Consider the following 22108-nt stretch of genomic DNA (forward strand, 5'->3'; position numbering starts at 1 on the left):
CTCGCGAATGAGGCGACGCGGTATTACTGGCCGCTACGCATCATCTCCTTCGGCACATACTTGCCGATCTCGAACTTGCCAATCGCCGCGCGGTGCACTTCGTCCGGGCCGTCGGCCAGACGCAGGGTGCGTTGCATCGCATACATATAAGCCAGCGGGAAATCGTTCGACACCCCTGCCCCACCGTGCATCTGGATAGCGCGGTCGATCACCCGCAGGGCCACGTTCGGTGCGACGACTTTGATCTGCGCAATCTCGCTTTTCGCCACTTTGTTGCCGACGGTGTCCATCATGTACGCCGCTTTCAACGTCAGCAGACGCGCCATGTCGATCTCCATCCGCGAGTCGGCGATCTTGTCGATGTTGCCACCCAGACGCGCCAGCGGTTTGCCGAACGCGGTGCGGCTCACCGAACGTTTGCACATCAGTTCCAGCGCACGCTCGGCCATGCCGATCGAACGCATGCAGTGGTGAATGCGGCCTGGGCCAAGGCGACCCTGGGCGATTTCGAAGCCGCGTCCTTCACCGAGCAGGACGTTTTCGTACGGCACGCGAACGTTGTCGAACAGCACTTCGGCGTGACCGTGCGGTGCATCGTCGTAGCCGAACACCGGCAGCGGACGGACGATTTTCACCCCGGGGGTGTCGACCGGCACGAGAATCATCGAGTGCTGGGCGTGACGCGGCGCGTCGGGGTTGCTCAGGCCCATGAAAATCAGGATCTTGCAGCGCGGATCGCAGGCGCCGGAAGTCCACCATTTCTTGCCGTTGATCACCCACTGATCGCCATCACGCACAGCACGGGCGGCCATGTTGGTCGCGTCGGAAGACGCCACGTCAGGCTCGGTCATGGCGAACGCCGAACGGATCTCGCCGCGCAGCAGCGGCTCGAGCCAGCGCTGTTTCTGCTCTTCGTTGGCGTAGCGCACCAATACTTCCATGTTGCCGGTGTCCGGCGCCGAGCAGTTGAACGGCTCCGGCCCCAGCAGGGAACGGCCCATGATTTCCGCCAATGGCGCATATTCGAGGTTGCTCAGGCCGGCGCCCAGCTCGGACTCAGGCAGAAACAAATTCCACAGACCCTCAGCCTTGGCCTTGGCCTTGAGCTCTTCCATGATCGCAGTCGGCTGCCAGCGATCACCCTCGGCGACCTGGCGTTCGAACACCGCTTCGGCCGGGTAAACGTAAGTGTCCATGAACGCAGTCACGCGCTCACGCAGTTCCTGAACCTTGGGCGAATAAGCGAAATCCATGGGTAATTACCTTCTCGGGCAGAGGTTGTTCAAGTCATGCAATCGATGCTAGAACAGCGCTGATCATTTACCTAGCCTATTCTCGGCGTGTATAAACATTCATCACCAATATATGATCCGCTGATCGTCAGCCCCAAAACACTTGCACTTAATAACAAGAGAAGCCGCGTTATGAATCTGAGCAAGGTCGACCTGAACCTTTTCATCGTCTTCGACGCGATCTACACCGAAGCCAACCTGACCCGCGCCGGGCAGATTGTCGGTATCACCCAGCCGGCGGTGTCCAATGCCCTGGCGCGGTTGCGCGAAACCTTCAACGACCCGCTCTTCGTGCGTACCGCTCAGGGCATGGTGCCCACGCCGATGGCGCAGAACATCATCGGCCCGGTGCGCAACGCCCTGTCGCTGCTGCGCGTGTCGGTGCAGGAAAGCCGCATCTTCAACCCGGCGCAGGCGGCCAAGACTTACCGCATCAGCATGACCGACCTGACGGAGGCAATCATTCTGCCGCCCCTGTTCCAGCGCCTGCGCCGCCTGGCGCCGACGGTGATCATCGAAAGCTTTCTGTCCAAACGCCGGGAAACCACCAAGGAACTGGCCGCCGGGCGTCTGGATTTCGCCGTGGATGCGCCGCTCAACACCGACCCGCAGGTACGCCACGTCAAGCTGATGGACGACCGTTACGTCTGCGCCATGCGCAAGGGCCATCCAATGGCGGGCAAGGAAAAACTCAGCCTCGATGACTATTTGTCGCTGACTCACATCCATATTTCCAGCCGCCGCAGTGGTCTGGGTTATGTCGATCTGGCGCTGGGCAAAATGGGCATCCAGCGCAAGATCGCCCTGCGCTCGCAGCACTATCTGATGGCCTCGCAAGTGATGCAGCAGACCGACATGGTCATGACCGTGCCGGAACGCTTCGCCCGCCGCCATGATCTGCAATCGTTCAATTTGCCGGTGAATGATGTGCCCTCGGTGGAAACGCACCTGTATTGGCATGAGAGCACCGACCAGGACCCGGCCAACCGCTGGATGCGCGAGCAGATGATCGAGTTGTGCCAACAGGTGACGGCGCAGGAGAAGAAGCTGGATAAGCAGGCGGTTTGAGGAAAATCAGAAGATCGCAGCCTTCAGCAGCTCCTACATTTGGAATGCATTCCCCTGTAGGAGCTGCCGAAGGTTGCGATCTTTTTCTTGCTTGACGTAAACGTAAACCACCGATTAGCTTAGCGCCATGCCCCTTTTCCGAGCGCTTTCATGAGCAGTCAGACCTATAGCATTTCCGACCTCGCCCGCGAGCTGGACATCACCACCCGGGCGATCCGCTTTTATGAAGAGCAAGGCCTGCTCAGCCCCGAGCGTCGTGGCCAGGAACGTATCTATTCGCCGCGCGACAAGGTCACCCTGAAGCTGATCCTGCGTGGCAAGCGCATCGGTTTTTCCCTGGCCGAATGCCGCGAGCTGATCGAACTCTATGATCCGTCCGGCGGTAACACCAAACAGCTCAACAGCATGCTGGCAAAAATCAGCGAACGCCGCGAACAGCTCGAACAGCAGTTGCTCGATATCGAACAGATGAAGCTTGAGCTGGACACTGCCGAAGAGCGCTGCGTACAGGCGTTGGAGCAGACGCTCAAAAGCCAGCAGATAGCCCAGTAGTCTGGCACTACACCTTTCCCTGTGGGAGCGGGCTTGCCCGCGATGGCGTCGGGTCAGTCAACATCATTGCAGGATGTTCCGGCCTCATCGCGGGCAAGCCCGCTCCCACAGGGATCACCACGAATCCACGAAGCAGGTCCCACCCATGTCCCTCCCCTCCCAAGTACGCCTGATCGAAGTCGGCCCGCGCGATGGCCTGCAGAACGAAGCCCAACCGATCAGCGTCGCTGACAAGGTGCAACTGGTCGATGCCCTGAGTGCCGCCGGGCTCGGCTACATCGAAGTCGGCAGTTTCGTTTCGCCGAAATGGGTGCCGCAGATGGCCGGGTCCGCCGAGGTGTTCGCGCAAATTCAGCGCAAGCCCGGCGTGACCTACGGCGCGCTGGCGCCGAACCTGCGCGGTTTTGAAGACGCGCTCGCCGCCGGGGTCAAGGAAGTCGCGGTGTTCGCCGCCGCCTCCGAGGCGTTCTCGCAGCGCAACATCAATTGCTCGATCAGCGAAAGCCTGGCGCGGTTTGCGCCGATCATGGAAGCCGCGAAACAACACGGCGTTACCGTGCGCGGTTACGTTTCCTGTGTGCTGGGCTGCCCGTATGAAGGCACGGTCGCGCCGGAACAAGTGGCGATGGTCGCCCGTGAGCTGTACGCGATGGGCTGCTATGAAGTGTCGCTGGGCGACACCATCGGCACCGGCACGGCGGGCGCGACCCGGCGCCTGTTCGAGGTGGTCTCGGCGCAGGTACCACGGGACAGACTCGCCGGGCATTTCCACGACACCTATGGCCAGGCCATGGCCAACATCTACGCCAGCCTGCTCGAAGGCATTGCGGTGTTCGACAGCTCTATCGCCGGCCTCGGCGGCTGCCCTTACGCCAAAGGCGCGAGCGGTAACGTCGCGACCGAAGACGTGGTGTACCTGCTCAATGGCCTGGGCATCGAGACCGGTATCGACCTGGACGCCTTGATTGCCGCGGGCCAGCAGATCAGCGCAGTGCTCGGCCGTCCAAGCGGTTCGCGAGTGGCCAAGGCACGCAGCGCGCAGTGAGGTGTTACCGCTGGATCAGTGAAGTGGGCAAAAGCGAGTAACACGGAAACAAATTGTCTGGCTTTGCCCTGGGGTGAAAAAGCCCTAAAAACTTAAATCACTGATTTATAAGACTTTTTAAAAGTTGGCACGACACCTGCTATCTCTATGGCATAACAAGAATAAAAAGCCGCAAACCAATAAAAACAAGACGAAACGACTCTGACATAACAAGAACAACACGGCAGAGACGCAGCTAACAGATTTTTTTGGAGAAGGTGTGCTTTTCAGGGTGCTCTCAGGAGTGACCCGCAACCGGGCAGAGAACAATAAAACTACCTTCAGGTAGCTCCCGAATCGGTTGGATCGTTAACGAAAAAGCAGATCAGCGCTCAAAAAAATACGTTTGCTCTTGACCCCGGATGGGGGTCGCCAAAAGCTGTACAGGGCCACGGTTGCCAAAAACAACAACAGACCGACCCTCAATAATAAAAAGAGCACGCAACGACAAATTAAAGGGGAGCTTCGGCTCCCCTTTGTGCTTTCTGTGATTCGTCTCTCTATCACTGCATCCCTGTGGGAGCGAGCCTGCTCGCGAAAACGGTGTGCCAGACACATTTGCGCTGAATGACACACCGCATTCGCGAGCAGGCTCGCTCCCACAGAAGTTTTGTTATTATCCCTCGATTGTTTTCAGCTCCTCGATACTGATCTCACGCATCCTGAATTTCTGGATCTTGCCCGTCACCGTCATCGGAAACGCGTCGACGAATTTGAAGTAACGCGGTGTCTTGAAATGGGCGATGCGTTCCTTGCACCAGGCTTGCAGCTCCAGCTCCGAGGCGCTGTGGCCGGGGTGGAATTTGATCCAGGCGACGATTTCCTCACCGTAGCGCGAGCACGGAATACCGATCACCTGCACGTCCGCCACCGCCGGATGGGTGAAGAAGAACTCCTCCAGCTCACGGGGATAAACGTTCTCCCCGCCACGAATGATCATGTCTTTGTTACGCCCGGCGATGTTGACGTAACCCTCATCGTTCATGCTCGCCAGGTCGCCGGTGTGCATCCACCCTGCCTCATCGATGGCTTCGGCAGTAGCCTGCGGGTTGTTCCAGTAGCCGAGCATCACGCTGTAACCGCGCGTGCACAATTCGCCAATGGTGCCGCGCGGCACAAGATTGCCGGCGGTATCGATGATCTTGCTTTCCAGTTGCGGCTGGGTGCGGCCGACGGTGGTGACGCGCAACTCCAGCTCATCCGCTGGCCCGGTCTGCAGCGACACCGGACTGGTTTCGGTCATGCCGTAGGCGATCTGCACTTCGCTCATGTGCATTTTGTTGATGACCCGGCGCATGACCTCAATCGGACAGGTCGCGCCGGCCATGATCCCGGTGCGCAGGCTCGACAGGTCGAAGGTCTGCCGCTGCGGCTGATCGAGCATGGCGATAAACATGGTCGGCACACCGTACAGCGCCGTGGCTTTTTCTTCGGCGACCGCTTGCAGGGTCAGCGCCGGATCGAAAGCGTCGTTGGGGTAGATCATCGTGCTGCCATGGGTGACGCAACCGAGGTTGCCCATGACCATGCCGAAGCAGTGATACAGCGGCACCGGAATCACCAGACGATCGGCAGTCGTCAGGCCGAGGCTTTCGCCGACCATGTAGCCGTTGTTGAGAATGTTGTAGTGACTGAGGGTCGCGCCCTTGGGGAAACCGGTGGTGCCGGAGGTGTACTGGATGTTCACCGGTTGATCGAAATGCAGACTGGCGCTGCGTTCGCGCAATTGATCGGGCGAGACGCTGACGGCCAGATCGCTGAGCTGCGACCACGGCAGAAAACCGGGCGGCGGATTTGCATCGAGGCTGATCACCCCGCACAGGTCCGGCAGACGTTCGCTGCGCAGCTGACCGATGGCGTGCTCGGCCAGCTCTGGCGCCAGGCCCTGGAGCATTTCGTGGTAATTCGAGGTCTTGAACGCTCCGGCACAGACCAGCCACTGGCAGCCGGATTGCTTGAGCACGTACTCGAGTTCGGAGCTGCGGTAGGCGGGATTGATATTGACCAGGATCACGCCGATCTTCGCCGTGGCGAACTGAGTGATGCACCACTGCGCGCAATTCGGTGCCCAGATGCCGAGGCGATCACCGGTCTGCAAGCCCAGTGCGAGCAAGGCCCTGGCCTGCTCATCCACCGCGTCGGCCAGTTGCCGCCAGGAGTAACGCAACTGTTGATGGCGCACCACCAAAGCCTCGCCGTCCGGGTATTGCGCGACAGTCTGATCGAAGCGCTGACCGATGGTCATCGCCAGCAGGGCTTTGTCCTGAGAGCCACGGGTGTAGCTGCGCTGCGGGTTTGCACTGGGTAGATCCATGACGACCCCTATTGTCTTTATTAGTGGGTTTTCCCGGTTTTGAATCCCTGTGGGAGCGAGCCTGCTCGCGAATACGCTGCGTCATTCAGCCTTGAGGGCGACTGATACAGCGCTTTCGCGAGCAGGCTCGCTCCCACCAGAAACAAACCGATATCTGATCCTGAACTGTCCCTACTCTCGCCCAAGTTGACGCTTACGTAAAGCCGATTGACAGTCGAACTCCGGAAGCTTTACGTTAACGTAAAGCTGAACGCCGATTCGTCGTGCGCTCCACCCGATAAAAAAGCCAAAAGGTGCCTCATGAGCTATCCATCCCTGAATTTCGCCCTCGGTGAAACCATCGACATGCTGCGCGATCAGGTGCAGTCCTTCGTCGCCGATCAGATCGCCCCGCGTGCCGCGCAGATCGACCACGACAACCTGTTCCCCGCCGACATGTGGCGCAAATTCGGTGACATGGGCCTGCTCGGCATCACCGTGCCGGAGGAGTACGGCGGCGCAGGTCTGGGTTACCTCGCGCATGTGGTGGCGATGGAAGAAATCAGCCGTGGCTCGGCGTCGGTGGCGTTGTCCTATGGCGCGCACTCCAACCTTTGCGTCAACCAGATCAACCGCAACGGCAACCACGAACAGAAAACCAAATACCTGCCGAAGCTGATCAGCGGCGAGCACGTCGGCGCCCTGGCGATGAGCGAGCCCAACGCCGGTTCCGACGTGGTCTCGATGAAGCTGCGCGCCGACAAACGCGGCGATCGCTTCGTCCTCAACGGCAGCAAAACCTGGATCACCAACGGCCCTGACGCCAATACCTACGTGATCTACGCCAAGACCGATCTGGAAAAAGGCCCGCACGGCATTACTGCATTCATCGTCGAGCGTGACTGGAAAGGCTTCAGCCGCAGCAACAAGTTCGACAAGCTCGGCATGCGTGGCTCCAACACCTGCGAGTTGTTTTTCGATGACGTCGAAGTGCCGGAGGAGAACATCCTCGGCGTGCTCAACGGTGGCGTGAAAGTACTGATGAGCGGCCTCGATTACGAACGCGTGGTGCTCTCGGGCGGCCCGACCGGGATCATGCAGTCGTGCATGGACCTGATCGTGCCGTACATCCACGACCGCAAGCAGTTCGGCCAGAGCATCGGCGAATTCCAGCTGATCCAGGGCAAAGTCGCCGACATGTACACCCAGCTCAATGCCAGCCGCGCCTATCTGTACGCGGTGGCCCAGGCTTGCGAGCGCGGCGAAACCACCCGCAAGGACGCTGCCGGGGTGATCCTCTACACCGCCGAACGCGCCACGCAAATGGCCCTCGACGCGATCCAGATTCTCGGCGGTAACGGCTACATCAACGAATTCCCCGCCGGCCGCCTGCTGCGCGACGCCAAGCTCTACGAAATCGGCGCAGGCACCAGCGAAATCCGCCGCATGCTGATCGGCCGCGAATTGTTCAACGAGACGAAATGAATTTCGTCAGCTGCAAGCCGCAAGCGACAAGCTGCAAGAGAACCACGCTCTTGCCCCAACTTGCAGCTTGCCGCTTGTAGCTAGAAGCTGCTTACGGAGTAAGCCCCATGATTCTGCACACTCAGCTCAACCCGCGTTCAGCGGAGTTCGCCGCCAACAGTGCGGCGATGCTCAAACAGGTCGACGCGCTGCACACCCTCCTCGCCCAAGTGGCGCAGGGTGGCGGTGTCAAAGCGCAGGAACGCCACACCTCGCGGGGTAAATTACTGCCGCGCGAGCGCATCAATCGCTTGCTCGACCCCGGCTCGCCGTTTCTCGAAATCAGCCAACTCGCCGCCCATGCGGTTTACGGCGAAGACGTGCCGGCTGCCGGGGTGATCGCCGGGATCGGTCGCATTGAAGGCGTCGAGTGCATGATCGTCGCCAACGATGCGACGGTGAAAGGTGGCTCGTATTACCCGCTAACCGTGAAAAAACATCTGCGCGCGCAGACCATCGCCCAGCAGAATCGCCTGCCGTGCATTTATCTGGTGGATTCCGGTGGCGCCAACCTGCCGCGTCAGGACGAAGTGTTTCCGGATCGCGAGCATTTCGGGCGGATCTTTTTCAATCAGGCCAACATGAGCGCCATGGGCATCCCGCAGATCGCTGTGGTCATGGGCTCGTGCACCGCTGGCGGCGCGTATGTGCCGGCGATGGCGGACGAGGCGATCATGGTGCGCAACCAGGCGACGATTTTCCTCGCCGGCCCGCCGCTGGTGAAAGCCGCGACCGGCGAAGTGGTCAGTGCCGAAGATCTGGGCGGCGCCGATGTGCACTGCAAGACCTCCGGCGTGGCCGACCATTACGCCGAGAACGACGAACACGCCCTCGCCCTCGCCCGCCGCAGCGTCGCCAACCTCAACTGGCGCAAGCTCGGCGAGGTGCAGCAACGCACGCCGATCGCGCCGCTGTACGCCAGCGACGAGTTGTACGGCGTGGTTCCGGCTGACGCCAAGCAGCCATTCGATGTGCGCGAAGTGATTGCGCGGCTGGTCGACGGCTCGGTGTTCGATGAATTCAAAGCCCTCTTCGGCACCACGCTGGTCTGCGGTTTCGCTCACTTGCACGGCTATCCGATCGCGATTCTGGCGAACAACGGCATCCTCTTCGCCGAAGCTGCGCAGAAAGGCGCGCACTTCATCGAACTGGCCTGCCAGCGCGGCATTCCGCTGCTGTTTCTGCAGAACATCACCGGTTTCATGGTCGGCCAGAAATACGAGGCCGGCGGCATCGCCAAACACGGCGCGAAACTGGTGACCGCAGTGGCCTGCGCCAAGGTGCCGAAATTCACCGTGATCATCGGCGGCAGCTTCGGTGCCGGCAACTACGGCATGTGCGGGCGCGCTTACGATCCGCGTTTCTTGTGGATGTGGCCGAACGCGCGGATTGGCGTGATGGGCGCCGAACAGGCCGCCGGTGTGCTGGTGCAGGTCAAGCGCGAACAGGCCGAACGCAGCGGTCAGGCGTTCAGCGCCGAGCAGGAGACCGAGATCAAGCAGCCGATTCTCGATCAGTACGAAGAACAGGGTCATCCCTACTACTCCAGCGCGCGGCTGTGGGACGACGGCGTCATCGACCCGGCGCAGACCCGCGATGTACTGGCCCTGGCCCTGTCCGCGTCGCTGAACGCGCCAATCGAACCGAGCCGCTTCGGCGTGTTCCGGATGTGATGTTTTTTTGTGGGAGCGAGCCTGCTCGCGAATGCGCTCTGTCAGGCAGCGGATAGATCGACTGATACCCCGCTTTCGCGAGCAGGCTCGCTCCCACAAGAACCGTGGAGACGGATGAATATGAGCGACTTCAATACCCTCGAACTGCAAAACGACCCACGCGGTTTCGCGACGCTGTGGCTCAACCGCGCCGAGAAAAACAACGCGTTCAACGCCGAGATGATCCGCGAACTGATCCTCGCCCTCGACAAGGTGGCCAGCGATTCGAGCCTGCGTTTCCTGCTGCTGCGCGGGCGTGGCAAGCATTTCAGTGCCGGTGCCGACCTGGCCTGGATGCAGCAATCGGCGGAACTCGATTACCACACCAACCTCGATGACGCCCGCGAGCTGGCCGAGCTGATGTACAACCTCGCCAAACTGAAAATCCCCACTCTGGCTGTGGTTCAGGGCGCGGCGTTTGGTGGCGCGCTGGGCTTGATCAGTTGCTGTGACATGGCGATCGGCGCCGATGACGCGCAGTTCTGCCTGTCGGAAGTACGCATCGGCCTGGCCCCAGCGGTAATCAGCCCGTTCGTGGTGCAGGCGATCGGTGAGCGTGCGGCGCGGCGCTATGCGCTGACGGCCGAGCGCTTCAGCGGGCAGCGGGCGCGGGAGATCGGCTTGCTCGCCGAAAGCTATCCTGCGGCTGAACTGGAGCAACAGGTCGAACAGTGGATCGACAACCTGTTGCTCAACAGCCCGGCCGCGATGCGCGCCAGCAAGGACTTGCTGCGCGAAGTCGGCAACGGCGCGCTGACCCCGGCCCTGCGCCGCTACACGGAAAATGCCATCGCGCGGATTCGCGTCAGCGCCGAAGGCCAGGAAGGCTTGCGCGCCTTCCTGCAAAAACGCCCACCGAACTGGCAAGCCGCATCCACCAAGGAGTCGCGTTGATGAGCGCACCTGTGATTACCACCCTGCTGGTGGCCAACCGCGGCGAAATCGCCTGCCGCGTGATGCGCACCGCCAAGGCCTTGGGCCTGACTACCGTCGCTGTGCACAGCGCCACCGACCGCGATGCGCGCCACAGCCGTGAAGCCGATATCCGCGTCGATCTGGGCGGCAGCAAGGCTGCCGAGAGTTATCTGCAAATCGATAAATTGATCGCCGCCGCCAAGGCCAGCGGTGCCCAGGCGATTCATCCCGGCTACGGTTTTCTCTCGGAGAATGCTGGATTCGCCCGCGCCATCGAAGCCGCCGGGCTGATCTTCCTCGGCCCGCCCGCCTCGGCCATCGACGCGATGGGCAGCAAATCCGCCGCCAAAGCCTTGATGGAAAAGGCCGGTGTGCCTTTGGTGCCGGGCTATCACGGCGAGGCGCAGGACCTCGACACCTTCCGCGAAGCCTGCGAACGCATCGGTTATCCGGTGCTGCTCAAGGCTACGGCCGGCGGCGGTGGTAAAGGCATGAAAGTCGTCGAGGATGTCAGCCAACTGGCTGAAGCCCTCGCCTCGGCGCAGCGCGAAGCGCAATCGTCGTTTGGCGATTCGCGGATGCTGGTGGAAAAGTATTTGCTCAAGCCACGTCACGTGGAGATTCAGGTGTTCGCCGATCAGCACGGCAACTGCCTGTATCTCAACGAGCGCGATTGTTCGATCCAGCGTCGTCACCAGAAAGTCGTCGAAGAAGCCCCGGCGCCGGGTCTGACGCCCGAATTGCGCCGGGCAATGGGCGAAGCGGCTGTGCGTTCGGCGCAGGCGATCGGTTATGTCGGCGCCGGTACCGTGGAGTTTTTGCTGGATGCGCGCGGCGAGTTTTTCTTCATGGAGATGAACACGCGGCTGCAGGTCGAGCACCCGGTGACCGAAGCAATCACCGGGCTGGATCTGGTCGCCTGGCAGATTCGCGTCGCCCGTGGGGAAACGCTGCCGATCACTCAGGCGCAGGTGCCGCTCAATGGTCATGCGATCGAAGTGCGTTTGTATGCCGAGGATCCGGCGAATGACTTCCTGCCGGCCACCGGGCATCTGGACTTGTATCGCGAATCGGCACAGGGCGCGGGGCGGCGGGTGGACAGCGGCGTTGAGGAAGGTGACGAGATTTCGCCGTTCTACGACCCGATGCTCGGCAAGCTGATTGCCTGGGGTGAAGATCGCGAACAGGCACGCTTGCGTCTGTTGAGCATGCTCGACGAGTTTGCGATTGGCGGGCTGAAGACCAACATCAATTTCCTGCGCCGGATCATCGCGCATCCGGCGTTTGCGGCGGCAGAGCTGGATACCGGGTTCATTCCGCGCTATCAGGAGCAATTGCTGCCAGCACCAGGCACGTTGAGCGATGAGTTCTGGCAGGCGGCGGCGCAGGCGTTTGCGCAGAGTCTGCCGCAGCGTGCTCGGGCGGATGATCCCGCCTCGCCCTGGTCTTGCGGTAGTGGTTTGCGCGCAGGTTTGCCGGCGCAAATCACCTTGCATTTGAGTTGCGAGGGACAGGATCGCGCGCTGACTTTGGGCTCTGCGGCCTCTGCGACACTGCTGGGCGAAGCGCTGACCGTCGAGCATGACGGCGTGCGCCGCACATTGCGGGCGATTCGTCAGGGTGGCGCGTTGTATCTGGAATGGGACGGCGAATTGCGGCGCATCGAGGCGTTCGATCCGATCAGCGCCGTCGAGGCCAGCCACAGCCATCAGGGCGGTCTGACCGCGCCAATGAACGGCAGCATCGTACGCGTGCTGGTCGAAACGGGACAGTCGGTTGAGGCCGGGGCGCAACTGGTGGTGCTTGAAGCCATGAAGATGGAACACAGCATCCGCGCGCCGCAGGCCGGTGTGATCAAAGCGCTGTACTGCCATGAAGGCGATATGGTCAGTGAAGGCAGCGCGTTGGTTGAACTGGAAGAGGGATGAAATAAAAGGGTCGATCCTGGCCTTGCGCGAGGATCGATCCGTTCAGTAACGCGCCGTTGCCTGAACCACCACGCCGATGATCCGGCATTCATCGGTGAGCAGGGTTTTCGGCCAGGTCGGATTGAGCGGCACCAGGTAACGCTGGCCGGCCTGTTCGTCGAGCTTGCGGAAAATTGCTTCTTCGCTGTCCGGCCACTGGGCGATCACCAGTTTGCCAGGCACTGCCTCCAACTCCGGATCGACCAGAATCAGCATGCCCTCGGCAACGCTCTGCCCGCTCGGCGCGGTCATCGAATCCCCCGTCACCGTCAGCCAGAACGCCGCACCGCCGCGAGCGTGGTAATCCGTCAGTTCGAAGCGCTGCTTCGCTGATGCTCCGGGATAGCTCGCCGCAGTGTCACGCACTTCGCACGGTGCACGCCAATCGCAGACCGGATAACGGAAGTACGGGTTGTACTTCTGCGCCAGCGGCATCTCCTCTTCCGGCGTCGGCTGCGGTTCGCGGATCACCAGAACGACTTCAAGGAAGTCCATTCCCAGCGCCTTGAGCACGCGGTTCATTTCGGTAACACCGGGTTCGCGACGCTTGTTCAGCCAATGACCGATCCCGCCCTGGGACATGCCGACGCGCTCTCCGAGCTCTGTTTGAGTGACTTTGAGTTCACTCATCTTGGCCTTGACCAACTCAATCCATTTATCCATGTGCCGCACCTTACGCGGACGTCTTCGACCGGCAAAACACATATTGTAGTATTTAAATCCTAGTCACAAATACAGGCAGTACTATCCTAGGGGAACGGACTTTCAATCGAACATGGAGTGACGTTTCATGATGAACATCAGCAGCAAAGACCTGCCCGATCTGCAAATCGACACCAGCTTCACCTCCCCTCAAGGCAATGCCGCCGCACAGCGCGCACTGGACTATTACTTGAAACCGACTGTTTCGAAATCCGAGACGGACGAACGTTTTTTCAATGTCAAAAACCATCTCAGCGGCGAGGAAGCACTGGTGCACGCCTCGGACTTGTTGCGATGTGCAGCCGCCACCGCGTTCAAGGCCGCAGAAAACCTGCAAGGCACCAGTCGCGATCTGGCCTTTTCGGTGGTGCACATGGTGGATATGGCGCGGGCGATGGTCGACCATTCGATCGACAACGACGAAGTCACGGCGGACAAGGTACGGGCGGACAGGAAAGAATTTTCCCATCGCGCAGATAAAAACATTTGACTTGCAAATGATAATGATTATTATTGCAAGCAGCTGGTCGCGAGATCAGTCGATGGACCAGAGACCTTAGGTCGGTCTTCTGGACTATCTCCTCATCAGGCTAATCACGGTTTTTGACCCGGCTTTTTGCCGGGTCTTTTTTTGCCCGTTTTTCGGGCTTGTGTCTTCAGGCTAATGAAGTCTTTGGGTGCTGCAAATTCGATGGCGCGGATAATATCAAAAGAATATTGATTGGCAAGCCGAGCCCAGCCACATTGGGCGAAACTAATGGCAATCAGCACTTGAGAATCAATCGCATAGCCTCTAAGCTGCTGGCGCGTCACGGAAGACGCCCCCCGCTACACCCGCAATTCCCCTCGGTTTCAGCCCTGCCTGCGTGTAGAGTACCGGTCATAAAAATCCTGCTCAGGAACCGACCATGACCGTGGCCAAATCTTCGTTCGACATCAGCGCCAATTTCGACAGCGGCAATATCCAAGTCATCGATATCAGCAACCCGCTCAGTCCCGTCCTGGCCATCCGCCCGGACACCCGCAGCGCTCATTTTCAGTGGTTCCACTTCAAGGCCAGCGGCCTGCATGTGCATCAGGAACACTGGTTCCGCCTGGTCAACGCCAGCCAATCGACCTACAGCAAAGGCTGGCCGGGCTATCAAGCGGTGGCTTCGTATGATCACGTCAACTGGTTCCGCATCCCCACCAGCTTCGAAGGCGACAGCCTGCGCTTCTGCCTCGAAGCCGAACAGACCCACGCCTGGTTCGCCTACTTCGAACCCTACAGCCGCGGCCGCCACGATTGGTTGATCGAGCAAGCGCTGAGCAAGGCTGGCACCGAATTGCTGGCGACCGGCAAAAGTGTCGAGGGCCGCGACATTCAGCTGCTGCGCAAAGGCAGTGGCGCCGAAGGCCAGCGCAAGATCTGGATCATCGCCCAGCAGCATCCGGGCGAGCACATGGCTGAATGGTTCATGGAAGGTGTGATCGAGCGTCTGGAACGACAGGACGATCCGGTATTGAACAAACTGTTGGCCAGCGCCGATCTTTATCTGGTGCCGAACATGAACCCGGACGGCGCGTTCCACGGCCACCTGCGCACCAACGCCATGGGGCAGGACTTGAACCGGGCCTGGCAGAACGCCAGCCAGGACATCAGCCCGGAAGTGCTATTCGTTCAGCAGCAGATGCAAAAGTATGGCGTCGATGCGTTTATCGACGTACACGGCGACGAAACCATACCTCACGTTTTCACCGCCGGCTGTGAAGGCAATCCTGGTTTTACGCCGCGCATCGAAAAGCTTGAAGAGCATTTCCGCAGCCACTTGAAGCACACCACCAAAGACTTCCAGACCACCTATGGCTATACCCGCGACGAACCGGGACAGGCCAACATGACGCTGGCCTGCAACAGCGTCGGGCAGAAATATGACTGCCTGTCGCTGACCCTGGAGATGCCATTCAAGGACCACGACGACCACCCGGACAAGATCACCGGCTGGTCGGGCAAACGTTCCAAGCAATTGGGCAAGGATGTGCTGACCACCTTCGCCGACATGGTCGACACCCTGCGCTGATCCCCTCCCCTGCAACAACAAAAGATCGCAGCCGGCCTGCGATCTTTTGCTTTAACCGGTCAGCCGCGATCGCGCCCGCGCAACATGCTGTCGAGCACTTCGTCACGCCGCACCCAGCCATGGAACAGCGCCGCCGCCAGGTGCAGCAACACCGTCAGAAACAGCAGATACGCCAGATAGCCATGGGACTTGCGCAGCAATGCAAACAGTTGCGCATCGGCCGGCACAATCGACGGCAGATGCAGCGACGACGTCAGCATCACTGGCTCGCCCGAGGCACTGATCATCGCCCAGCCGAGCAACGGCAACACCAGCATCAACGCATACAACAAGACGTGGGAAGCCTTGGCTGCGAGCACCTGCCAGCCCGGCAGATCATCCGGCAGCGGCGGTTGACGCGTGGTGAAGCGCACCAGCAGGCGCACGATCACCAGCGCCAGAATCGCGATGCCCAGTGGCTTGTGCAGATGTATCAGCCATTCATGGCGAGACGACACCGAAGTGACCATGCCCGCGCCGATAAACAGCATGGCGATGATCATCAGCGCCATCAGCCAGTGCAGCAGGCGCGCCAGCAAAACGAAATGCGTCGGTTGCTTGTTCATGGACGAGCCTCCTGTTTGGCGGCGGGCAACTGGCTGACTTCGCTGGTGCGACGCAGGTAGGAATCGGCATAGCCGGCAGAACGCGCGGCCAGCAGTGGATCTTCCGAGCCTTGAATCCCGGCCGGCAGCACCAGCGGGTCGTAGTTGATGTCACGGCACTCGCCACTGAGTTGCGGCTGGGTCTTCACCAGCACCAGGGTTCCGGCGTTCAACACTTTGCGATCTGCGGGCCAGGTCTTGCTGGCATCGTTCACCGGGTCACCGGCGTTGGCCAGGGTGATGTTCAACTGAAAGCGCAAGGGTGCGGCGGCCAGGCGTTGCACCAGATCCTTCTCGAGAAAGTCCGCGCCTTCAGGAGCCGTGGCACCCGCCGCGTCCTGCGCCAGCGGCGTCATGCTCCAGCGTACGGCCTGTTTTTTACCGTTGCCATCGACCAGATAGAACGCATTGATGCTGTTATAGGTTTCGGTGGCGTAGCTGGCCGAAGGCTTGGCGGTCTTCACCCACGTCAGAAACGGCACGGCTTCCGGATGTGCGGCAAAAAACGCCGGCACCTTCGTCGGGTCTGGCTTGCCGGTGGCTGGATCCGGCGACTGCGCCTGCTGCAATTGGTAGAACGCTTCGGGCGTGCCCACCGGGAACACCGGCATGCTGTTCATCCCGGTGCGCCATTGCTGGCCATTCGCCTGGGTGAAACGCAGCGCCAGGCTGCGGATCGGTACGGCGCTGTCCGGCGCATAAGGATTGCCTGCCGGCAAGGCGAAACGCCCCTCCACCGGCGTCTGCGGCTGGTTGAACACTTGCGCGGTGGAGAACGCGCGCGCCTCGCCGCTGCTTTCGAAATGGCCGATCACGCAGACACCCTTGGCGTGATTGCGACGAAAGCCGGGATGCACGCCGTTGTTCTTTTCCAGCACATCGACCAACGCTTTTGGCGTCAATCGTTGTGGGTCAAGGTTGCCATGCACGTAGGCAAACGCCCCGGCCACGGCAGCGACAATCACGGCAATGCCGCCCAGACGTAAAACCAGGCTCGCGGCGCTCAGTGGCTGGCGCGGCGGCCTGCCGGGCGGTGCAGCGTTTGGGGACGAGCGATCAACCATGAATATCTCCAGGCCATCGGCCACAAGTGGAAAGAGTCAGCAAGACGCACCCCGTCCGGGTTTATTCCACGGTGCGGTATTTATTTTTGCGCGCGGGGAATAACCTGCGCTGACGGGCGTCTTCCTAGTCCACAGCGTAGCGACCAGCAGACATTCATGAGCGAATTCGACGAACAGTTGAGAGAAATCATTCCCAGATTGCGCCGCTTCGCCGTGTCGTTGACGCGCAACAGCAGCAGCGCTGACGATCTGGTCCAGGCCAGCCTCGAGCGGGCGCTGTCGGCGTGGGGCGAAAAACGCGCCGATGGCGACTTGCGCGCCTGGCTGTTTGCAATCCTCTATCGGCAATTTCTCGATGCGCACCGTCGTTCGCGGCGCTATGCGCGGATGCTGGAATTTTTCACCGGTCGCGACGATGCCGAGCCGTCGGTGGAACGCACGGTGATTGCCCAATCGACCCTGCAAGCCTTCGAACGCCTGCCCACCGAACAGCGCGCTTTGCTGCTGATGGTCTCGGTGGAAGGCCTGTCCTATAAAGAGGTCGCCGAGATCCTCGGCGCCCCGATCGGCACCGTGATGTCGCGCCTGTCCCGCGCCCGCCAGGCCTTGCGCCAACTCAGCGACGGCGAAATCAGCAGCCCTTCCTTGCGGATACTCAAATGATCAGCCTGCCTCCCAGCGAACGTGATTTGCACGCCTACATCGACCACCAGCTCAGCGACGCCGATCGGCGCGTGCTCGAAACCTGGCTGGCCAGCCACCCTGAAGAAGCGGCGCAGGTTCGCGCCTGGCAACGCGACGCCCAGCAGCTGCGCGCAGCGCTGAGTGGCGCGTTGCAGCAATCGGCCAATCCGGCGCTTGACCCGATGATGATTCGCCAGCGCCGCCGCCAGCAGTCCCGTCGGCACCTGGCCAGCGCGGCGGTGCTGCTGATTGCCGTGAGCATTGGTGGTTTCAGTGGCTGGCAGGCACGGGAAATGACCTTGGTGCGCCCTGCGCAATTGCCGATGACTGACGCGTTGCAAGCCTATCGCCTGATCGCCCAGCAAGGCGTACTGCCCGCCGATTACAAGGTCGACAGCGACGGCGACATGCAGCGTTGGCTCGACCGCTACTTCAGCGGCGCCGGGCGCTTGCCGGACTTGAAAGCTGCCGGATTCGAGCCGGTCAGCGGGCGTTTGCTCAGCACCGATGAAGGCGCGGCGGCAATGGTGATGTATGAGGATGGCAGCGGTCACAAGGTCAGTTTCTACCTGCGTCCACCGGGGCCGAAAAACACCCTGCTGCCGCGCGGTTCGCGCAGCGATGGCGATCTGCAGGCCGATTACTGGTCAGGGCCGGGTTACAACTATGCGGTGGTCAGCCCGACCGACTCGCCGGCAGCAGAGTTGCTCAAGCAATCGCCACCGTTCTGAAATCCGCCCCTTGTAGGAGCTGACGAGTGCAACGAGGCTGCGATCTGTTCGCGGCAACCCAGGATCAAAAGATCGCAGCCTCGTTGCACTCGTCAGCTCCTACAGGGGACCGTGCACATATTTCATGGAGCCAGCCCCTGAGCTCTGGTTACACTTGGGCCACCGCGCTCCCGGTGGAGCCCGCCCGATCAACCAGGAGCCTTTCCCGCGTGCCCGCCCGAACGCCGAAACGATCACGACTGAGCCAACGCTGGCCGTTGTTGCGCCGCCTGTTCGGCAAAAGCCTGCCCGTCAGCGCCGGGCACGATGCTCATGCCGCGACCATCCGCGATTACTTCCGCGACAAGGCCAAAAGCCAGGGCTACACCCTCAGCCACAGCCAGCAGCACGTCATCGACTGCATGGCGCAGCAGGCCAGCGTACTGCTGGGCGACAGCGGCCACACACCGCCGAGTCTGTACCTGTACGGAGCCGTCGGGCGCGGCAAGAGCTGGTTGCTCGACGGTTTTTTCCAGGCGCTGCCGATCACGCGCAAACGTCGCCTGCACTTCCATCAGTTTTTTGCCCGGCTGCACGACGGCATGTTCCGTCACCGCCTGCAGGAAGACGCGCTGGAAATCACCCTGGATGAGTTGCTGGAAGATTGCCAGGTGCTGTGTTTCGACGAATTTCATGTGCACGACATCGGCGACGCGATGCTGATCACGCGGCTGTTCAAGGCCCTGTTCAAACGGCGGATCATGTTGCTGGTAACCTCCAACTACGCGCCGGAAGGCCTGCTGCCCAACCCGCTGTATCACGCACGCTTCAAACCGGTGATCGAGCTGATCAACACGCGCATGCAGGTGATGGAAGTCGGCGGCGACCACGACTACCGCACGCTGAACCGCCAGCATTCGCATCAAGTGTTTACCCAAGGGCATTACGTCTGGCCGGCTACAACAGCCCAGCGCCAGGCCCTGGACCTGCCACCAGCCGACGCGCCTGCCCTTGCCCTCGAGGTTGGCAAGCGCCAGCTTCAGGCCCGTTTTTGCCAAGGCCGGCGAGTCGCGTTCACCTTCAACGATCTGTGTGAACAGCCAACGGCAGTGATGGATTATCTGCAACTGTGCCAGCGTTTCGACCAGTGGATCATCGATGACCTGCCGCCGCTCGGCGAGTGTCCGATCGCCGTGCAACAGCGCTTCATCAATCTGATCGACGTGCTCTACGATCAGGACAAGCACCTGACCCTGCTCGGCCAACTGCCGCTGGGCCAGAGCCTGGAAGGTCACGCCATTGACCTGGCGCGCACGCGCAGCCGGTTGGGTCAGTTGCAGGAAATTCACGAACCCAACTGACACCCCACCCTGTGAGAGCGAGCCCTGTGGGAGCGAGCCTGCTCGCGAAAGCGGTATGTCAGTCAGGGTTCATTTAACTGATACACCGCTTTCGCGAGCAGGCTCGCTCCCACAAGGTCCCGGGACAACTCAAAATCCGTTCAGCATCCGCTTTACCGCTATCATGTCGCCCATTCCAGCGCCCCCGCGTCGCTCCACCGATCAATAGCGAAACCAGACATGCACACCCTTGCTCAACTGCGCGCCGGCGAGCTGTCAGGCATTACCCGCCTCGACCTGTCCTGCGGGCTGACCGAATTCCCCCGCGAAATATTCCAACTGGCCGACACGCTGGAAGTGCTCAACCTCAGCGGCAACGCGCTGAGCAGCCTGCCCGATGACCTGCATCGCCTGACCCGCCTGCGCGTGCTGTTCTGCTCCGACAACCAGTTCACCGAGCTGCCGGCCTGCCTCGGCCAGTGCACCGCGCTGACCATGGTCGGCTTCAAGGCCAACCGCATCGTCAATGTCCCTGGTGACGCTCTGCCGCCGCAGCTGCGCTGGCTGATCCTCACCGATAACCGCATCGAGAGCCTGCCGAAGGAACTGGGCGAACGCCGCGCTTTGCAGAAGCTCATGCTCGCCGGCAATCGCCTGCAATCGCTGCCAGACTCCCTGCGCCACTGCCATCGGCTGGAATTGCTCCGCATCGCTGCCAATCAACTCAGCGAACTGCCGCAGTGGTTGCTGACCTTGCCGAGCCTGACCTGGCTGGCCTACGCCGGCAATCCGCTGGAGACCGAAGCCGATGCCGCTGCACTTGAGGCCACGCCGCTGATCGACTGGTCGGCGCTGCGCCTTGAACAGCAACTGGGCGAAGGCGCTTCCGGGGTGATTTCCCGGGCGGTCTGGCAGCGTGACGACGGCACGGCGCACGCGGTTGCGGTGAAGCTGTACAAAGGCGAGATGACCAGCGACGGTTCGCCGTTGCATGAGATGAACGCCTGCATCACCGCAGGCCTGCACCCGAACCTGATCCGCGTCGAAGGGCGCATCAGCGGCCATCCCGATCAACAGCAGGGGCTGGTGATGCAACTGATTGATCCGAGCTTCGGCAATCTCGCCGGTTTGCCCAGCCTGGACTCGTGCTCGCGGGATGTTTATGCCGAAGGTTGCCGGTTCTCCGCCGAGGTTGCCCTGCGCGTCGCCAAAGGCATCGCCTCAGCGGCCGAGCACCTGCACCACCAAGGCATTACCCACGGCGATCTGTATGGCCACAACATTCTGTTGAACGATCAGGGCGATTGTCTGCTGGGGGATTTCGGCGCGGCGTCGTTTCATGCCACCCGCGATGATGTGCAGACGCGCGCATTGCAGCGCCTGGAAGTCCGTGCGTTCGGTGTGTTGTTGGGGGAGTTGCTGGAGCGTGTCGACTCAGGATTGAGTACGGAGCGGCGCGCGCACCTGGAGGCGCTGGAACGACGCTGCTGTCAGGCCGATGTGCTGGGGCGGCCGGGTTTCAGTGAAGTAATCGAGGTGCTGGAGAATCTGTGACCGCTGCGCGGTCATTCGCCAGCCGGCTCGCTCCCACATTGGAATGCATTGCAAATGTGGGAGCCAGCCTGCTCGCGAAGAGGTCATTCCTGGCGCGACAGATCAGCCAGCCAGACCAACAAACATGTCCTGCACGTCATCATGGTTGTCGAGGCCTTCGAGGAACGCTTCGACTTCAGCCATCTGCTCGTCGCTCAAGCCGCTGACCGGGTTCTTCGGCTGGTAACCGAGCTTGGCCGAGAGCACGGTGAAACCTTGTTCGGGCAGGGCTTTCTGCACAGCGTCGAGGTCGGTCGGGTCGGTGAGGAACAGCGTCGCGCCCTCTTCACCCGGCTCGAAATCCTGGGCACCGGCTTCGATCGCAGCCATTTCCGGATCGGCTTCCGGGCTGTCCGGCGAGGCTTCGATCATGCCGACGTGGTTGAACATCCACGCCACCGAACCGGAAGCGCCCAACTGGCCCTTGCGGAACGCCACACGAATTTCCGCGACGGTGCGGTTGATGTTGTCGGTGACGCATTCAACGATCAGCGGTACCTGATGCGGGGCGAAGCCTTCGTAGGTCACGCGATGGTATTGCACGGTTTCACCCAGCAGACCGGCGCCCTTTTTGATCGCGCGATCGAGGGTTTCTTTTGGCATCGAGGCTTTTTTCGCCTGTTCGACCACCAGACGCAGGTGTGCGTTGGTGGCGGTATCGGCACCGTTGCGTGCAGCAATGGTGATTTCCTTCACCAGTTTGCCGAAGATCTTCCCTTTGGCGTTGGCTGCCGCTTCTTTGTGTTTAACCTTCCACTGTGCGCCCATTACTCACTCTCTTGATCTGTGGCGCCGAGACATCTATTGGCCGACGCGTGGCGGCAAGTTTATACGGCCTAAAGTCGGCAATCGACCAAAAAAACAGCCGACGGAATCGACATCTTCACCAAAGCATGTAGGGGGA

Annotated in this window: 20 protein-coding genes; 13 read left to right on the forward strand and 7 right to left on the reverse strand. The window is 60.9% G+C overall.

From position 1 onward, the window contains the following. Positions 1-23 precede the first annotated feature (23 nt). Complete coding sequence (locus FEE99_RS21600; RefSeq protein ID WP_024013435.1) at positions 24-1253, reverse strand: acyl-CoA dehydrogenase; 1230 nt, start codon at positions 1251-1253, stop codon at positions 24-26. 171 nt (positions 1254-1424) lie between these two features. Between FEE99_RS21600 and FEE99_RS21605 the strand changes: the two genes are divergently transcribed. The 3 genes from FEE99_RS21605 to FEE99_RS21615 all read left to right on the forward strand — a co-directional run bounded on the left by FEE99_RS21605 (position 1425) and on the right by FEE99_RS21615 (position 3957). Continuing rightward, a complete protein-coding gene (locus tag FEE99_RS21605; RefSeq protein ID WP_041477107.1) occupies positions 1425-2360 on the forward strand; it encodes a LysR family transcriptional regulator in 936 nt (311 codons plus the stop codon). 150 nt (positions 2361-2510) lie between these two features. Next, positions 2511-2912, forward strand: coding sequence for a MerR family transcriptional regulator (locus FEE99_RS21610; RefSeq protein ID WP_041477108.1), 402 nt, complete (start codon positions 2511-2513; stop codon positions 2910-2912). Positions 2913-3057: 145 nt separating this feature from the next. Continuing rightward, positions 3058-3957: a hydroxymethylglutaryl-CoA lyase gene (locus FEE99_RS21615; protein ID WP_041477111.1), complete on the forward strand. Its 900-nt coding sequence runs from the start codon at positions 3058-3060 to the stop codon at positions 3955-3957. 655 nt (positions 3958-4612) lie between these two features. On the opposite strand, the gene FEE99_RS21620 is transcribed toward FEE99_RS21615, so the two are convergent. After that, positions 4613-6310: an AMP-binding protein gene (locus tag FEE99_RS21620; RefSeq protein WP_041477113.1), complete on the reverse strand. Its 1698-nt coding sequence runs from the start codon at positions 6308-6310 to the stop codon at positions 4613-4615. 300 nt (positions 6311-6610) lie between these two features. Between FEE99_RS21620 and FEE99_RS21625 the strand changes: the two genes are divergently transcribed. The 4 genes from FEE99_RS21625 (at position 6611) to FEE99_RS21640 (ending at position 12368) form a co-directional block, all read left to right on the forward strand. Further along, positions 6611-7774, forward strand: a complete 1164-nt coding sequence (locus FEE99_RS21625) for an isovaleryl-CoA dehydrogenase (RefSeq protein WP_024013438.1) — start codon at positions 6611-6613, stop codon at positions 7772-7774. Positions 7775-7881: 107 nt separating this feature from the next. Next, positions 7882-9486, forward strand: a complete 1605-nt coding sequence (locus FEE99_RS21630) for a carboxyl transferase domain-containing protein (RefSeq protein ID WP_041477115.1) — start codon at positions 7882-7884, stop codon at positions 9484-9486. A 120-nt stretch (positions 9487-9606) separates the two neighbouring features. Next, positions 9607-10419, forward strand: a complete 813-nt coding sequence (locus FEE99_RS21635) for a gamma-carboxygeranoyl-CoA hydratase (protein ID WP_041477116.1) — start codon at positions 9607-9609, stop codon at positions 10417-10419. Then, on the forward strand, positions 10419-12368 hold the full coding sequence (locus FEE99_RS21640; RefSeq protein ID WP_041477117.1) for an acetyl/propionyl/methylcrotonyl-CoA carboxylase subunit alpha: 1950 nt from the start codon (positions 10419-10421) through the stop codon (positions 12366-12368). Before FEE99_RS21635 ends, FEE99_RS21640 begins: the two co-directional genes overlap by 1 nt. 42 nt (positions 12369-12410) lie before the next feature. Here FEE99_RS21640 and FEE99_RS21645 read toward each other — a convergent pair whose 3' ends face one another. Further along, a complete protein-coding gene (locus FEE99_RS21645) occupies positions 12411-13070 on the reverse strand; it encodes a LexA family protein (RefSeq protein WP_041477119.1) in 660 nt (219 codons plus the stop codon). 130 nt (positions 13071-13200) lie between these two features. On the opposite strand from FEE99_RS21645, the gene FEE99_RS21650 reads away from it, so the two are divergent. Continuing rightward, a complete protein-coding gene (locus FEE99_RS21650) occupies positions 13201-13599 on the forward strand; it encodes a DUF6124 family protein (protein WP_041477380.1) in 399 nt (132 codons plus the stop codon). Positions 13600-13703: 104 nt separating this feature from the next. Here the strand turns inward: FEE99_RS21650 and FEE99_RS21655 are convergent, their stop codons facing one another. After that, the gene (locus FEE99_RS21655) at positions 13704-13922 is read right to left on the reverse strand and encodes a hypothetical protein (RefSeq protein ID WP_143979101.1); all 219 of its coding nucleotides are present in this window, start codon (positions 13920-13922) and stop codon (positions 13704-13706) included. Between the two features lie 95 nt (positions 13923-14017). Between FEE99_RS21655 and FEE99_RS21660 the strand changes: the two genes are divergently transcribed. Further along, positions 14018-15169: a M14 family metallopeptidase gene (locus tag FEE99_RS21660; protein ID WP_041477120.1), complete on the forward strand. Its 1152-nt coding sequence runs from the start codon at positions 14018-14020 to the stop codon at positions 15167-15169. Positions 15170-15228: 59 nt separating this feature from the next. On the opposite strand, the gene FEE99_RS21665 is transcribed toward FEE99_RS21660, so the two are convergent. Beyond that, positions 15229-15774 (reverse strand): cytochrome b, encoded by a 546-nt coding sequence (locus tag FEE99_RS21665; protein ID WP_041477122.1) that lies wholly within the window; start codon positions 15772-15774, stop codon positions 15229-15231. Continuing rightward, complete coding sequence (locus FEE99_RS21670) at positions 15771-16877, reverse strand: catalase family peroxidase (protein WP_041477124.1); 1107 nt, start codon at positions 16875-16877, stop codon at positions 15771-15773. The genes FEE99_RS21665 and FEE99_RS21670 overlap by 4 nt, the downstream gene beginning before the upstream one ends. 156 nt (positions 16878-17033) lie before the next feature. Between FEE99_RS21670 and FEE99_RS21675 the strand changes: the two genes are divergently transcribed. The 4 genes from FEE99_RS21675 (at position 17034) to FEE99_RS21690 (ending at position 21165) form a co-directional block, all read left to right on the forward strand. Further along, positions 17034-17540 carry a sigma-70 family RNA polymerase sigma factor gene (locus FEE99_RS21675; RefSeq protein ID WP_041477125.1) on the forward strand — a complete coding sequence of 169 codons (507 nt, stop codon included), beginning with the start codon at positions 17034-17036 and terminating at the stop codon, positions 17538-17540. After that, positions 17537-18292, forward strand: coding sequence for an anti-sigma factor (locus FEE99_RS21680; protein WP_041477126.1), 756 nt, complete (start codon positions 17537-17539; stop codon positions 18290-18292). Before FEE99_RS21675 ends, FEE99_RS21680 begins: the two co-directional genes overlap by 4 nt. 209 nt (positions 18293-18501) lie before the next feature. After that, positions 18502-19632 carry a cell division protein ZapE gene (gene zapE / locus FEE99_RS21685; protein WP_041477127.1) on the forward strand — a complete coding sequence of 377 codons (1131 nt, stop codon included), beginning with the start codon at positions 18502-18504 and terminating at the stop codon, positions 19630-19632. Positions 19633-19851: 219 nt separating this feature from the next. After that, positions 19852-21165, forward strand: a complete 1314-nt coding sequence (locus FEE99_RS21690; protein ID WP_041477128.1) for a leucine-rich repeat-containing protein kinase family protein — start codon at positions 19852-19854, stop codon at positions 21163-21165. Between the two features lie 102 nt (positions 21166-21267). Here FEE99_RS21690 and FEE99_RS21695 read toward each other — a convergent pair whose 3' ends face one another. Continuing rightward, positions 21268-21972 (reverse strand): YebC/PmpR family DNA-binding transcriptional regulator, encoded by a 705-nt coding sequence (locus FEE99_RS21695; protein WP_041477129.1) that lies wholly within the window; start codon positions 21970-21972, stop codon positions 21268-21270. Positions 21973-22108: the final 136 nt, after the last annotated feature.

The sequence above is a fragment of the Pseudomonas sp. ef1 genome (genome assembly GCF_007293365.2).
GTDB classification, from domain to species: domain Bacteria; phylum Pseudomonadota; class Gammaproteobacteria; order Pseudomonadales; family Pseudomonadaceae; genus Aquipseudomonas; species Aquipseudomonas siliginis.

Coding starts and splice junctions, on each gene's coding strand:
- FEE99_RS21600 (WP_024013435.1), bottom strand. CDS start 1,253: ATGGATTTCGCTTATTCGCCCAAGGTTCAGGAACTGCGTGAGCGCGTG.
- FEE99_RS21605 (WP_041477107.1), top strand. CDS start 1,425: ATGAATCTGAGCAAGGTCGACCTGAACCTTTTCATCGTCTTCGACGCG.
- FEE99_RS21610 (WP_041477108.1), top strand. CDS start 2,511: ATGAGCAGTCAGACCTATAGCATTTCCGACCTCGCCCGCGAGCTGGAC.
- FEE99_RS21615 (WP_041477111.1), top strand. CDS start 3,058: ATGTCCCTCCCCTCCCAAGTACGCCTGATCGAAGTCGGCCCGCGCGAT.
- FEE99_RS21620 (WP_041477113.1), bottom strand. CDS start 6,310: ATGGATCTACCCAGTGCAAACCCGCAGCGCAGCTACACCCGTGGCTCT.
- FEE99_RS21625 (WP_024013438.1), top strand. CDS start 6,611: ATGAGCTATCCATCCCTGAATTTCGCCCTCGGTGAAACCATCGACATG.
- FEE99_RS21630 (WP_041477115.1), top strand. CDS start 7,882: ATGATTCTGCACACTCAGCTCAACCCGCGTTCAGCGGAGTTCGCCGCC.
- FEE99_RS21635 (WP_041477116.1), top strand. CDS start 9,607: ATGAGCGACTTCAATACCCTCGAACTGCAAAACGACCCACGCGGTTTC.
- FEE99_RS21640 (WP_041477117.1), top strand. CDS start 10,419: ATGAGCGCACCTGTGATTACCACCCTGCTGGTGGCCAACCGCGGCGAA.
- FEE99_RS21645 (WP_041477119.1), bottom strand. CDS start 13,070: ATGGATAAATGGATTGAGTTGGTCAAGGCCAAGATGAGTGAACTCAAA.
- FEE99_RS21650 (WP_041477380.1), top strand. CDS start 13,201: ATGAACATCAGCAGCAAAGACCTGCCCGATCTGCAAATCGACACCAGC.
- FEE99_RS21660 (WP_041477120.1), top strand. CDS start 14,018: ATGACCGTGGCCAAATCTTCGTTCGACATCAGCGCCAATTTCGACAGC.
- FEE99_RS21665 (WP_041477122.1), bottom strand. CDS start 15,774: ATGAACAAGCAACCGACGCATTTCGTTTTGCTGGCGCGCCTGCTGCAC.
- FEE99_RS21670 (WP_041477124.1), bottom strand. CDS start 16,877: ATGGTTGATCGCTCGTCCCCAAACGCTGCACCGCCCGGCAGGCCGCCG.
- FEE99_RS21675 (WP_041477125.1), top strand. CDS start 17,034: ATGAGCGAATTCGACGAACAGTTGAGAGAAATCATTCCCAGATTGCGC.
- FEE99_RS21680 (WP_041477126.1), top strand. CDS start 17,537: ATGATCAGCCTGCCTCCCAGCGAACGTGATTTGCACGCCTACATCGAC.
- FEE99_RS21690 (WP_041477128.1), top strand. CDS start 19,852: ATGCACACCCTTGCTCAACTGCGCGCCGGCGAGCTGTCAGGCATTACC.
- FEE99_RS21695 (WP_041477129.1), bottom strand. CDS start 21,972: ATGGGCGCACAGTGGAAGGTTAAACACAAAGAAGCGGCAGCCAACGCC.